Below are 13201 nucleotides of genomic sequence, written 5' to 3'. Positions count from 1 at the left end.
ACCTGTTCTACTCGATTCGTGACCCCTACGGATAGCGCCGTGGCCGAACAGCCACTGAGGGCGCCTCTTAATCTGAAATTCGACTACACCCGATCCGTCGGCCCCACCATCGGAGCGTTCGTGACGGGCCTGCGTGACCGGAAGATCGTCGGTGCCCGCGGGTCCGACGGCCGTGTCCACGTGCCGCCGCCGGAGTTCGATCCGGCGACGCACGAACCGATGACGGACTTCGTCGACGTCGCCGACACCGGCACGGTCGTCACCTGGTCGTGGATGTCCGAGCCCATCGACGGTCAGCCGCTGACGCATCCGTTCGCGTGGGCGCTCGTGCAGCTCGACGGCGCCGACACGTCGATCCTGCACGCCGTCGACGCCGGCTCCCCCGACGCGATGAGCACCGGCATGCGGGTGCGGGTCCGCTGGGCCGACGAGCGCGCCGGCCACATCCGCGACATCGTGTGCTTCGAGCCGGGCGAGAGCGAACCCGGCTCGGCGACACCGGCTTCCGACGCCGACCCGGTCACCCGGATCGTCACACCGATCGACCTGCACTACACCCACACGGCATCGTTCGAGGAGAGCTACTACCTCCGCGGGCTGATGGAGGGCAAGGTCATCGGCGGCCGCACCGACGCGAACGGCAAGGTGTACGTCCCGCCGCGCGGCTCGAACCCCACCGACGGCGTCCCCACCAAGGAGCAGGTCGAGGTGTCCGACAAGGGCACCATCACCACGTTCTGCATCGTCAACGTCCCGTTCCTGGGCCAGCAGATCAAGCCGCCGTACGTCGCGGCGTACATCGTCCTCGACGGCGCGGACATCCCGTTCCTGCACCTGATCCTCGACGTCGACGCCGCCGAGGTGCGGATGGGCATGCGGGTCGAGGCCGTCTGGCGGCCGAAGGAGGAGTGGGAGTACTCGCTGCGCAACATCTCCCACTTCCGCCCGAGCGGTGAACCGGACGCGGACTACGACACCTACAAGCATCACCTCTAGGAGCCTCGAGACCATGACAGACATTGCAGTCGTCGGCTTCGCACAGGCCCCCCATGTGCGCGAGACCACCGGTACCACCAACGGCACCGAGATGCTCGTCCCCTGTTTCCAGGAGTTGTACTCCACCCTCGGAATCACCAAGTCCGACATCGGCTTCTGGTGCTCCGGCTCGTCCGACTACCTGGCCGGCCGATCCTTCTCGTTCATCTCCGCGATCGACTCGATCGGCGCCGTGCCGCCGATCAACGAGTCGCACATCGAGATGGACGCGGCCTGGGCACTGTACGAGGCCTGGGTCAAGATCATGACCGGCGAGGTCGACACCGCACTGGTGTACGGCTTCGGCAAGTCGTCCGCCGGCAACCTGCGTCAGATCCTCTCGATGCAGATGGACCCGTACCTGGTGACGCCGCTGTGGCCGGACTCCATCTCGGTGGCGGGCCTGCAGGCCCGCCTCGGCCTCGACGCCGGCAAGTGGACCGCCGCGGACATGGCCGAGATCGCCCGGCGCAGCCGCGCCGCCGCCAAGGACAACCCGAACGCGCAACTCTCCGGGGACCTCGACATCGACAGCCTCCTCGACAGCGCTTTCGTGGCGGACCCACTGCGCGCCCACGACTGCGCGCCGATCACCGACGGTGCCGCCGCGATCGTCCTGGCCCGCGGCGACCGCGCCCGCGACCTGTGCGAACGCCCGGCGTGGATCACCGGGATCGAGCACCGTATCGACTCCCCCGGCCTCGGCTCGCGTGACCTGACGGTGTCACCGTCCACGGCCGCCGCGGCCCGCGCCGCGACCGGCGGAGACGTCGGCAGCATCGACGTCGCCGAACTGCACGCGCCGTTCACGCATCAGGAGATCATCCTGCGCGAGGCGATCGGCCTGACCGACGCCACCACGATCAACCCGTCGGGCGGCCCGCTCACCGGCAACCCGATGTTCTCCGCCGGCCTCGAACGCATCGGCTACGCGGCCCGCCAGATCTTCAGCGGTGACGCCCAGCGCACCCTCGCCCACGCCACCAGTGGTCCTGTACTGCAACAGAATCTGGTCGCGGTCATGGAAGGACGCAACTGATATGGGCAAGCAACTCGCCGCAGTCCTCGGTACCGGCCAGACCTACTACGAGGCCAAGCGCCTCGACGTCACGATGGCCGGCATGATCCGTGAGGCGATCGACCGTGCCATGGCCGACGCCCACGTCGGCTGGGACGACATCGACGCCATCGTCATCGGCAAGGCCCCCGACCTGTTCGAGGGGTCGATGATGCCGGAACTGGCGATGTCGGATGCCCTCGGCGCCCACGGCAAGCCGTTGCTGCGGGTGCACACCGCCGGCTCGGTCGGCGCGTCGACAGGCAACGTCGCGACCAGCCTGGTGCAGGCCGGCATCCACAAGCGGGTGCTCGCGGTGTCGTGGGAGAAGCAGTCCGAGTCGAACGCCATGTGGGCGCTGTCGACGCCGGTGCCGTTCACGATGCCGGTCGGCGCGGGTGCGGGCGGCTTCTTCGCCCCGCACGTGCGCTCGTACATCCGCCGCTCGGGAGCCCCCGATCACATCGGTGCGATGGTCGCGGTCAAGGACCGCCGCAACGGTGCGATGAACCCGTACGCGCACCTCAAGCAGCCCGACATCACCGTCGAGTCGGTGATGGAGTCCCAGATGTTGTGGGATCCCATTCGTTTCGACGAAACCTGCCCGTCGTCGGACGGCGCGTGCGCCATCGTCATCGGCAACGAGGCTGCGGCGGCGGAGGTCCTGTCCGAGGGCCGCAAGGTCGCGTGGATCCATGCGACGGCGATGCGCACCGAGCCGCTGTCGTACGCGGGCCGCAACGTCGCCAACCCGCAGGCCGGTCGTGACGCCGCGGCCGCACTGTGGAAGGCCGCGGGCATCACCGACCCGCTCACCGAGATCGACGAGGCCGAGATCTACGTGCCGTTCTCGTGGTTCGAGCCGATGTGGCTCGAAAACCTCGGCTTCGTGCCGGAGGGCGAGGGCTGGAAGTTCACCGAGGCCGGCGAGACGGCGATCGGCGGCCGGCTTCCGGTCAACGCGTCCGGCGGTGTGCTGTCGTCCAATCCGATCGGCGCGTCCGGCATGATCCGGTACGCCGAGTCGGCGATGCAGGTCATGGAACGGGCCGGCGACCACCAGATCGACGGCGCGCGGAAGGCGTTCGGACACGCCTACGGCGGCGGCTCGCAGTACTTCGCGATGTGGGTGGTCGGCTCCGACCGCCCGACCAACTAGGAGGGTCCACACCATGAAGTTCACAGTCGGCATCGCGATGAGCCCGCTGGATCAGTTGACCGCTCTGGCGCAGACGGCGGAGGAATGCGGGTTCGCGAACATCGCCCTGCCCGACTCCCTGTTCTTCATGGAGACGGCCGCCGCGGACTACCCGTACACACCCGACGGCTCGCGCATGTGGAACGCCGAGACGCCGTGGGTGGACCCGTTGATCGCGGCGGCCGCCATGGGTGCCGTCACCAGCACGATCGGCTTCTACACGAACGTGCTCAAGTTGGGTTCCCGCAACCCGCTGCTCCTCGCCCGCCAGGTGGGGTCGGTGGCGAACCTGACCGGCAACCGGTTCGGCTTCGGTGTCGGAATCGGCTGGGCACCCGAAGAGTTCGAATGGTGCGGGGCACCGTACAAGCGCCGCGGCGCCCGCGTCGACGAGATGATCGATATCCTCGAGAAGGTGCTGGCCGGCGGCATGGTCGAGTACCACGGCGAGTTCTTCGACTTCGACCGCCTCCAGATGAGCCCGGCACCGAGCAAGCCGGTCCCGTTCTACGTCGGCGGGCACACCGAGGTCGCGTTGAAGCGGGCCGCCCGCGTCGGTGACGGCTGGACGTCCGCGATGATGAAGTTCGACGACATCGTCTCCACCATCGCCCGACTGACGGAACTGCGCACCGAGTACGGCCGCGCCGACCGGCCGTTCGAGATCCAGACCGTGTGTATCGACCGTTTCGGCAAGGACGGCTACGCGCAGTTGGCCGACGCCGGTGTCACCGACAGCATCGTCGTCCCGTGGATCTTCGACGGCGTCGGATTCGACGCCCCCGTCGAGGCCAAGCAGGACTCGTTGCGCAAGTTCGCCGACCAGTACATCAAGTAGGGAGATCCCCGTGACGGTCCAGTCGACCACAGAACATCCCGCACGCGTGGCCGCGAAGGCCTCGCAGGCCGCCGCCAGTGGTAAGCGCAAGGAGGAATGGCTCGACCTGTTCGCCGACGACGGCTGGGTCGAGGATCCCGTCGGCCCCTCAGGCTTCGACCCGGAGGGCAAGGGCCACCACGGCCGCGAGGCGATCTCGAAGTTCTACGACATGACGATCGCCACCACCGACTCCCTCGAGTTCATCGTGAACGACTCACTGGTGTGCGGCGACGAACTCGTCAACATCGGCGCGATCCGAACCATGCTGGCCGGCAACCGGATCGACGCCGAAGGAGTGTTCGTCTACCGCGTGAACGCCGACGGCAAACTGCAGTCGCTGCGCGCGTTCTGGGAGGTCGAACGCGCGATGAAGACGCTCACCAAGCTGTAACCGGAGACCGGAAGAAGGGGGCTGCACAGGATTTCCTGTGCAGCCCCCTTCTGTTGCGTCCTCTGGAAGGGAAAATGCCCGGCCGGCATACGACGACGGCGCCGGCACGGAATCCGTGCCGGCGCCGAAGACGTTGTACAGGTGGGTCAGTGCTTGACCGGGCAACCGCCGGTCTTGTAGTCGACCTGGTACTCCTTGATGCCGTTGAGCCAGCCCGAGCGCAGACGACGCGGGTCGCCGGCCTCGGCGATGTCCGGCAGGAACTCGGCGATCGCGTTGAAGATCAGGTCGATCTCCATGCGGGCCAGGTTGGCACCCAGGCAGTAGTGGGCACCGGTGCCGCCGAACGACAGGTGCGGGTTCGGGTCACGGGTGATGTCGAACGTGTGCGGGTTCTCGAACACGTCCTCGTCGAAGTTGGCCGAGATGTAGTTCATCACCACACGCTGGCCCTTCTTGATCGCGACGCCACCGATCTCGGTGTCCTCGAGCGCGGTGCGCTGGAACGCGGCGACCGGGGTGGCCCAGCGGATGATCTCGTCGGCCGAGGTCTTCGGACGCTCCTTCTTGTAGAGCTCCCACTGCGCCGGGTTGTCCATGAACGCCTTCATGCCGTGCGTGATGGCGTTACGGGTGGTCTCGTTGCCGGCGACCGCGAGCAGGATGACGAAGAAGCCGAACTCCTCGGCGCTGAGCGCCTCGCCGTCGACGTCCGCCTCGATGAGGGCGGTGACGATGTCGTTGCGCGGGTTGGCCTTCCGATCCTCCGCCATCTGGTAGGCGTAGCCGAGGATCTCCATCGACGCCTGCGTCGGGTCGATGTCGAGTTCCGGATCGTCGTAGCCGGTCATCTGGTTGGACCAGTCGAAGACCTTGCCGCGGTCCTCCTGCGGCACGCCGATCAGCTCGGCGATGGCCTGCAGCGGCAGCTCGCACGCGACCTGGGTGACGAAGTCGCCCTTACCCTCCTCGGCCGCGGCGGTGACGATCGCCTGTGCACGGTCGGTGAGCTCCTTGCGCAGGCCGTTGATGGCGCGCGGGGTGAAGCCGCGGGAGACGAGCTTGCGCAGCTTGGTGTGCTCCGGCGCGTCCTTGTTCAGCAGCACGAAGCGCTGCAGCTCGATGTTCTCGCGCGGGATGTCGTCCGCGAACCGGGGGATGGCCGTGTTCTCGAACGTCGAGAACACGTCGCTGCGCTGCGAGACGTCGCGGACGTCCTCGTGCTTGGTGACCAACCAGTAGCCGCCGTCGTTGAATCCGCCGACGCCGTCCGGCTGCTCGACCCAGAACACCGGGCTCGTGTGCCGGACCTCGGTGAGCTCCTCGACGGGAAGTCGGTGTGCGTAGATGTCAGGATCCGTAAAGTCGAACCCTGCGGGGATGTTGGGCTGCGCCACTGTAAGTCTCCTGCCCTCGCGGCCCTCGCGCCCAGGCGCGAAGTGATGTGTAACACGTTCTATATCTATTGAATCACAGAGCGCCGATCCTGGGAAGAATAGGCGGAAATCCCCCCAAACAACCCTTGCTCGAACCAGAGAACCTGTTCTATTTTTCGAAGTAGCGAGTGAAAGGAGCCCGCCGTGGGCACACCAGTAATCGTCGAGGCAGTTCGTACCCCGATCGGAAAGCGTGGTGGCTGGCTGTCCGGCCTGCACGCAGCCGAGACCCTCGGAGCCGTACAGAAGGGCATCCTAGACCGCGCGGGCATCGACCCGGCGCTGGTCGAGCAGGTCATCGGCGGGTGTGTCACGCAGGCCGGCGCCCAGTCCAACAACGTCACCCGCACCGCATGGCTCGCGGCCGGACTGCCGTGGCAGACCGGCGCCACCACCGTCGACTGCCAGTGCGGCAGCGCGCAGCAGGCCAACCACCTCATCGCGGGCCTCATCGCGACCGGCGCGATCGACATCGGCATCGCGTGCGGCGTCGAGCAGATGAGCCAGGTGCCGCTCGGCGCCAACGTCGGCACCGAGGCCGGCCCCCGGCGTCCCGCGTCGTGGGACATCGACATGCCCGACCAGTTCGGTGCCGCCGAGCGGATCGCCAAGCGCCGCGGCATCACTCGCGCGGACATCGAGGCCCTCGGCGTGCAGTCCCAGGCCCGCGCCAAGCAGGCGTGGGCGGAGGGACGCTTCGACCGCGAGGTCCTGCCGGTCACCGCACCCGTCATCGGCGAGGACAAGTTGCCGACGTCCGAGACGACCGTCGTCAGCCGCGACCAGGGCCTGCGCGACACCACCGCCGAATCCCTCGCCAAGCTCAAGCCGGTCGTCGAGGGCGGTATCCACACCGCCGGCACATCGTCGCAGATCTCCGACGGTGCCGCCGCGGTCCTTCTCATGGACGAGGACCGTGCCCGCGCACTCGGCCTGACACCGCGGGCCCGCATCGTCTCCCAGGCCCTCGTCGGCGCCGAGCCCGAGTTCCACCTCGACGGCCCGGTCCAGGCCACCACCCGGGTGCTCGAGAAGGCCGGCATGAAGATGGGTGATCTGGACCTGTTCGAGGTCAACGAGGCGTTCGCCTCGGTCGCGCTGTCGTGGGCGCAGGTCCACGGCGCCGACATGAGCAAGGTCAACGTCAACGGCGGCGCGCTCGCACTCGGACATCCCGTGGGCAGCACCGGTTCCCGCCTCATCACCACCGCGCTGCACGAACTCGAGCGTCGGGACGCCTCGACCGCGCTGATCACGATGTGCGCCGGCGGCGCGCTCGCGACCGGCACCATCATCGAGCGGATCTGATCGCACGATGACGACGACGCGCCCGTCGGGGCTCGATTCGAAGTACACGGCCCGCATCATCAAGTGGATGTCGCGGATCAACGTGACGCTGTATCGGGCCACCGGCGGGCGCCTCGGCGGAAAGTGGCGGGTCGGCAGCGCCTTCCCGTGGGGCATCCCGGTCTGCCTGCTCACCACGACCGGCCGCAAGAGCGGACAGCCCCGCACCAGCCCGCTGCTGTTCCTCGAGGACGGCGATCGGATCGTACTCGTCGCGTCGCAGGGTGGGCTGCCGAAGAACCCCCTGTGGTATCTGAACATTCGCGCGAACCCGGACGTCACCGTGCAGATCGGGTCCCGTATCCGGACGATGCGGGCACGCGTGGCGGCGGATGACGAACGCGCCGCACTGTGGCCGCGTCTGGTCGAGTTGTACGCCGACTTCGACACCTACCAGTCGTGGACCGATCGGACGATCCCCGTCGTCGTCTGCGAATGACGCACGCCGCTCCCCCGCGATGAATCCGGGGCAATAATGGGGGGCGACGCCCGGCACACCGCGTCGGGCACACCCGGTCTCGAGGAGGAATGTCGCACCATGACTGTGAAGAACCACGACCAGGTGATCGACCGGCGGGAGATCGCGTCGGCCCTGTTGAAGGCACTCGATCGACGCCACGAGGTTCTGGACGCCATCGTCGAGAGCGCGGATCGGGATGCGGCCGTCGCCGCGGTCCGCGACCTGCTCGGCACGTCGGACTTCTGCGCAGAAGCCGTGCTCGGTCTGCGTTTCGACCGGCTCACCGTCAAGGAACGCGACCGGATCCGGACCGAACTCGAGGACCTCGATGCCGCTCTGCAGTGGCTGCCCGAGCAGCGTCCGTACAGCACCGGCAGCGGAGTTCGACTACGCCCCTTCACCGACTCCGATGCCGATGCCACCCTGTTCCGCACCCGCTCCACCGAGCGCCTCGACGACACCGGCACACCGTGGGACGCGGATCGTGTCGAACGGGAACGCCGCGGCGGACTCCACCGCATCGACGACGAGTCGGCGGCCTGGTTCGTCGCCGAGTGCACCACCGGAGACCGGCCGTCCTGCGTCGGCATGGTGTTCGGTGAGCTGGCCGGCAACGAGGTCGACGTCGCCGTCTGGGTCGCCCCGGATGCCCGCAAACAGGGCTACGGCACCGCGTCCCTCAAGCAGGCCCGCAGCGAACTCGCGGCCTACTTCCCCGGCACCGTCCTGGTCGTGCGCGCACCGGCGTAGGGCAGCGAAGCTGCTTGTGCGCCTTTCTGGTAGTGGGTACTACCAAAAAGGCGCACAAGCGCGAAGCGCCTACGCTCCGTAGACCGGCGTGGGGGTCTCGGCCTTGGCCAGCAGATCGGCGACGACCGGGCCGAGTTCCTTCGGATCCCAGCGGTCACCCTTGTCCTGGGTGGGGCCGTGACGCCAGCCCTCGGCGACCGTGATCTTGCCGCCCTCGACCTCGAACACGCGGCCGGTGACGTCCTTGGACTCGGCCGAGCCGAGCCACACGACCAGCGGGGAGATGTTCTCCGGCGCCATCGCGTCGAAGCCCTCCTCCGGTGCGGCCATCGCCTCGGCCATCGCGCCGCCGGCGCCGACGGTCATGCGGGTGCGGGCCGCGGGGGCGATCGCGTTGACCGAGACGCCGTAGTTCTTCAGCTCGGCGGCGGCCTGGATGGTCATCTCGGCGATGCCCGCCTTGGCGGCCGCGTAGTTGCCCTGGCCGATGGAGCCCTGCAGGCCCGCACCGGAGCTGGTGTTGATGATGCGGGCGTCGACCGGACGCCCGGCCTTGGCCTCGGCACGCCAGTAGGCGGCGGCGTGGCGCAGCGGCGCGAAGTGGCCCTTGAGGTGCACGCGGATGACCGAGTCCCACTCCTGCTCGCTCATGCCTACGAGCATGCGGTCACGCAGGAAGCCCGCGTTGTTGACGAGGATGTCCAGGCCACCGAACGTGTCGATCGCGGTCTGAACGAGGTTCTGGGCACCCTCCCACGACGCGACGTCGTCGCCGTTGACGACGGCCTCGCCGCCGGCTGCCTTGATCTCCGCGACGACCTGCTCGGCCGGGGTCTCGCCGGTGTTCGAGCCGTCGCCGCCGACACCGATGTCGTTGACGACGACCTTGGCGCCCTCGGCCGCGAAGGCCAGGGCGTGGGCACGACCGATGCCACGGCCGGCGCCGGTGATGATGACGACTCGGCCGTCAAGCAATCCGCTCACTTGTTCTCCTTGGATAGTTGCCGCGGGGTTCGTCGTCCGCACCAGCGGCACGGCTTGTCCGGACCCGTCTGTGATAACTTACCAAGCAATCGCTTGGTTCGGTCAACAGACGTAAGGAACATGCCATGGGCATCACCTCGACTTCGGACGGTGCCGGAATCACCACGGTCACCGTCGACTACCCGCCCGTGAACGCCATCCCCTCCAAGGGCTGGTTCGAGCTGGCCGACGCCATCCTCACCGCGGGTAAGGATCCCAGCACGTCCGTGGTGATCCTGCGCGCCGAGGGACGCGGCTTCAACGCCGGCGTCGACATCAAGGAAATGCAGGCCACCGAGGGTCACGGCGCCCTGATCGACGCCAACCGCGGCTGCGCGGCAGCGTTCGGCGCCGTCTACGACTGCGAGGTGCCCGTCGTCGTCGCCGTCAACGGCTTCTGCGTCGGCGGCGGCGTCGGCCTGGTCGGCAACGCGGACGTCATCGTCGCGTCCGACGACGCCGTCTTCGGCCTGCCCGAGGTGGACCGCGGCGCGCTCGGCGCGGCCACGCACCTCGCCCGCCTCGTCCCGCAGCACATGATGCGGACGCTGTACTACACGGCCAAGAACGTCGACGCCCAGACCCTCAAGCACTTCGGGTCCGTCTACGACGTGGTCCCGCGCGAGGAACTCGACGCCTGCGCAATCGCGATCGCCACCGACATCGCCAAGAAGGACACCCGGGTCATCCGGCGCGCCAAGGAAGCCATCAACCGCATCGACGTGATGGACGTGCACACCAGCTACCGGATCGAGCAGGGCTTCACGTTCGAGCTCAATCTGGCCGGCGTCGCCGACGAGCACCGTGACGAGTTCGTCGCCACCGGCAAGCCGAAGTCGAACACCACCGCACCCAAGGGAGACAGCAAGTAATGGCTGAGAAGCGCGACAAGCGCCGCTCACTGGATGAGGCAGTCGCCGGTATCCAGAGCGGGATGACCATCGGCATCGGCGGCTGGGGCTCGCGGCGCAAGCCGATGGCTCTCGTTCGCGCACTGCTGCGCAGCGACGTCAAGGACCTGACGGTCGTCGGGTACCTCGGCCCGGACCTCGGTCTGCTGATCTCCGCAGGCAAGGTCAAGCGCGCCTACTACGGCTTCGTGTCCCTGGACTCGGCGCCGTTCTACGACCCCTGGTTCGCCCAGGCCCGCGTCGCCGGGACCATCGAGTCCCGCGAGATGGACGAGGGCATGGTCAAGGCCGGCCTGCAGGCCGCCGCCGCCCGCCTGCCGTTCATGCCGATCCGCGCCGGCCTCGGCTCGGATGCGCAGACCGTCTGGGGAGACGAGCTCAGGACCGTCGCGTCGCCGTACCCGGACGCCGACGGCCGCATCGAGTCCCTCATCGCGATGCCCGCGCTGAACCTCGACGCCGCCCTGGTCCACCTGGACCTGGCCGACGAGCGCGGCAACGCCGCCTACACCGGCGTCGACCCGTACTTCGACGACCTGTTCTGCCTCGCGGCCGAGCAGCGCATCCTCAGCGTCGACAAGATCGTCTCGACCGAGGAGCTCGTCAAGTCGGTCCCGAATCAGGCTCTGATCCTGAACCGCTCGATGGTCGACACCGTCACCGAGGCCCCGGGCGGCGCGCACTTCACCTTCGCCGGCAGCTACAAGCGCGACGAGAAGTTCCAGCGCCACTACGCCGAGTCCGCCAAGACCCCCGAGGCATGGCAGGCCTTCGCCGAGACCTACCTGTCCGGCAGCGAGGACGACTACCAGGCAGCCGTGCGCAAGTTCGCAGAGGAGCAGAAGTCATGACCGAGGTAACCCGCGCGGAGTACTGCGCCATCGCGTGCGCCGAACTGTTCGCCGACGCCGGCGAGATCTTCGCCTCGCCCATGGCGACGCTGCCGCTGATCGGTGCCCGCCTGGCCAAGCTCACCACCGAGCCTGACCTGATCATCACGGACGGCGAGGCCCTGATCCTGGCCGACGCCCCGGCCATCGGTGCCAGCGCACCGATCGAGGGCTACATCCCGTTCTCGAAGGTGTTCGACGTCGTCGCCTCCGGCCGTCGCCACGTGGTCATGGGCGCGAACCAGATCGACAAGTTCGGCAACCAGAACCTCTCCGCGTTCGGCCCGCTCGACAAGCCGACCCGCCAGATGTTCGGCCTGCGCGGCGCTCCCGGCAACACGATCAACCACGCCACCAGCTACTGGGTGGGCAAGCACTCCTCGCGTGTGTTCGCGGAGAAGGTCGACGTGGTGTGCGGTGTCGGCTACGACAAGGTCGACCCGGAGAACCCGGCGTTCCGCTTCCTGAAGAACCACCAGGTGGTCACCAACCTCGGTGTCTTCGATTTCCAGGGCCCCGGCCAGACGATGCGTGCGGTCACCCTGCACCCCGGCGTCACCGCCGAGGACGTCAAGGCCAACACGTCCTTCGAGATCGCCGGTCTGGATTCGGCGGGCATCACCCGCGAGCCCACCGCCGAGGAGCTGCGCCTGATCCGCGAGGTCATCGACCCGAAGAGCCTGCGCGACCGCGAGGTCTCCCTGTGAGCCAGGGCGAGCGCAGCGACGGGGGATCGACACAGGTTCTGAAGACGCCGTTCACCGAACTGGTGGGCGTCGAGCATCCGATCGTGCAGACGGGCATGGGCTGGGTCTCCGGCCCGCGCCTGACCGCGGCCACCGCCAACGCGGGCGGTCTCGGCATCCTCGCCTCGGCGACGATGACGTACGACGAGCTCGAGGCGGCGATCAAGAAGACCAAGTCGCTGACCGACAAGCCGTTCGGTGTGAACATGCGCGCCGACGCGTCCGACGCCGGGCAGCGCTGCGACCTGCTGATCCGTGAGGGCGTCAAGGTTGCCTCGTTCGCGCTGGCACCCAAGAAGGATCTGATCGCCAAGCTCAAGGACAACGGGATCGTCGTGATCCCGTCGATCGGTGCCGCCAAGCACGCCGTCAAGGTCGCCTCGTGGGGCGCCGACGCGGTGATCGTGCAGGGCGGTGAGGGCGGTGGCCACACCGGCGGTGTCGCCACGACACTGCTGCTGCCGTCGGTCCTCGACGCCGTCGACATCCCCGTCGTCGCAGGCGGCGGCTTCTTCGACGGACGCGGCCTCGCCGCCGCGCTGTCGTACGGTGCCGCCGGTGTCGCGATGGGCACCCGCTTCCTGCTCACCAGCGACTCCGCCGTGCCGGACTCGGTCAAGCAGGAGTACCTGAAGCGTGGCCTGCAGGACACCACGGTGTCCCGCAAGGTCGACGGCATGCCGCACCGCGTCCTCGACACGGATCTGGTCAACGCGCTCGAAAAGTCCAGCTACGCCAAGGGACTCGTCGCCGCAGCCAAGAACGCGATGAAGTTCAAGGCCATGACCGGCATGAAGTTCTCGACGCTCGCCAAGGACGGACTGGCGATGAAGAAGTCGTCCGACCGCACCTGGCAGCAGATCATCATGGCCGCCAACACCCCGATGCTGCTCAAAGCCGGCCTGGTCGACGGCAACACCGAAGCCGGCGTGCTGGCGTCCGGCCAGGTCGTCGGCATGATCGAGGACCTGCCCAGCTGCCAGGAACTGATCGACCGCATCATGGCCGACGCAGTGAAGCGCATCGACGCGCTCGGTGGGCTCAAGGCCTGACGCGGCCGGCTCACCTTTTCAGCTG

The 13201-nt window shown here is 68.0% G+C and carries 14 protein-coding genes; 12 read left to right on the top strand and 2 right to left on the bottom strand.

Features of this window, described 5'->3' with window-relative positions:
• The first annotated feature begins 39 nt into the window (after nt 1-39).
• From E0497_RS02650 to E0497_RS02630, 5 genes are read left to right on the top strand one after another with little or no spacing between them, the layout of a single operon-like run.
• Nucleotides 40-996, top strand: a complete 957-nt coding sequence (locus E0497_RS02650; protein ID WP_421958297.1) for a Zn-ribbon domain-containing OB-fold protein — start codon at nt 40-42, stop codon at nt 994-996.
• Nucleotides 997-1009: 13 nt separating this feature from the next.
• Nucleotides 1010-2074 (top strand): thiolase domain-containing protein, encoded by a 1065-nt coding sequence (locus E0497_RS02645; RefSeq protein WP_137723240.1) that lies wholly within the window; start codon nt 1010-1012, stop codon nt 2072-2074.
• A 1-nt stretch (nt 2075) separates the two neighbouring features.
• Entirely contained in the window at nt 2076-3251 is a 1176-nt protein-coding gene (locus E0497_RS02640) for a thiolase domain-containing protein (RefSeq protein WP_137723239.1), read from the top strand.
• Nucleotides 3252-3264: 13 nt separating this feature from the next.
• On the top strand, nt 3265-4128 hold the full coding sequence (locus E0497_RS02635; protein WP_137723238.1) for a TIGR03619 family F420-dependent LLM class oxidoreductase: 864 nt from the start codon (nt 3265-3267) through the stop codon (nt 4126-4128).
• Nucleotides 4129-4138: 10 nt separating this feature from the next.
• On the top strand, nt 4139-4561 hold the full coding sequence (locus E0497_RS02630) for a nuclear transport factor 2 family protein (RefSeq protein ID WP_137723237.1): 423 nt from the start codon (nt 4139-4141) through the stop codon (nt 4559-4561).
• A gap of 146 nt (nt 4562-4707) precedes the next feature.
• Here E0497_RS02630 and E0497_RS02625 read toward each other — a convergent pair whose 3' ends face one another.
• Nucleotides 4708-5958 (bottom strand): cytochrome P450, encoded by a 1251-nt coding sequence (locus E0497_RS02625; RefSeq protein WP_137723236.1) that lies wholly within the window; start codon nt 5956-5958, stop codon nt 4708-4710.
• Nucleotides 5959-6141: 183 nt separating this feature from the next.
• Here E0497_RS02625 and E0497_RS02620 point away from each other — a divergent pair, with 183 nt between their 5' ends.
• From E0497_RS02620 to E0497_RS02610, 3 genes are all read left to right on the top strand, one after another.
• Nucleotides 6142-7305: a steroid 3-ketoacyl-CoA thiolase gene (locus E0497_RS02620; protein WP_137723235.1), complete on the top strand. Its 1164-nt coding sequence runs from the start codon at nt 6142-6144 to the stop codon at nt 7303-7305.
• 7 nt (nt 7306-7312) lie between these two features.
• A complete protein-coding gene (locus E0497_RS02615) occupies nt 7313-7783 on the top strand; it encodes a nitroreductase family deazaflavin-dependent oxidoreductase (RefSeq protein ID WP_137723234.1) in 471 nt (156 codons plus the stop codon).
• Nucleotides 7784-7882: 99 nt separating this feature from the next.
• A complete protein-coding gene (locus E0497_RS02610; RefSeq protein ID WP_137723233.1) occupies nt 7883-8554 on the top strand; it encodes a GNAT family N-acetyltransferase in 672 nt (223 codons plus the stop codon).
• Between the two features lie 69 nt (nt 8555-8623).
• Here the strand turns inward: E0497_RS02610 and E0497_RS02605 are convergent, their stop codons facing one another.
• Nucleotides 8624-9538 (bottom strand): SDR family oxidoreductase, encoded by a 915-nt coding sequence (locus tag E0497_RS02605; RefSeq protein ID WP_137723232.1) that lies wholly within the window; start codon nt 9536-9538, stop codon nt 8624-8626.
• Between the two features lie 125 nt (nt 9539-9663).
• On the opposite strand from E0497_RS02605, the gene echA20 reads away from it, so the two are divergent.
• From echA20 to E0497_RS02585, 4 genes are read left to right on the top strand one after another with little or no spacing between them, the layout of a single operon-like run.
• On the top strand, nt 9664-10449 hold the full coding sequence (gene echA20 / locus E0497_RS02600; protein WP_137723231.1) for a (7aS)-7a-methyl-1,5-dioxo-2,3,5,6,7,7a-hexahydro-1H-indene-carboxyl-CoA hydrolase: 786 nt from the start codon (nt 9664-9666) through the stop codon (nt 10447-10449).
• Nucleotides 10449-11339 carry a CoA transferase subunit A gene (locus E0497_RS02595; RefSeq protein WP_137723230.1) on the top strand — a complete coding sequence of 297 codons (891 nt, stop codon included), beginning with the start codon at nt 10449-10451 and terminating at the stop codon, nt 11337-11339. Before echA20 ends, E0497_RS02595 begins: the two co-directional genes overlap by 1 nt.
• Entirely contained in the window at nt 11336-12085 is a 750-nt protein-coding gene (locus tag E0497_RS02590; RefSeq protein WP_137723229.1) for a CoA-transferase subunit beta, read from the top strand. Before E0497_RS02595 ends, E0497_RS02590 begins: the two co-directional genes overlap by 4 nt.
• On the top strand, nt 12082-13176 hold the full coding sequence (locus E0497_RS02585) for an NAD(P)H-dependent flavin oxidoreductase (RefSeq protein ID WP_241665676.1): 1095 nt from the start codon (nt 12082-12084) through the stop codon (nt 13174-13176). The genes E0497_RS02590 and E0497_RS02585 overlap by 4 nt, the downstream gene beginning before the upstream one ends.
• Nucleotides 13177-13201: the final 25 nt, after the last annotated feature.

The organism is Prescottella subtropica, from assembly GCF_005434945.1.
Taxonomy (GTDB): domain Bacteria; phylum Actinomycetota; class Actinomycetes; order Mycobacteriales; family Mycobacteriaceae; genus Prescottella; species Prescottella subtropica.
This window is presented reverse-complemented; position numbering and strand designations above follow the sequence as displayed.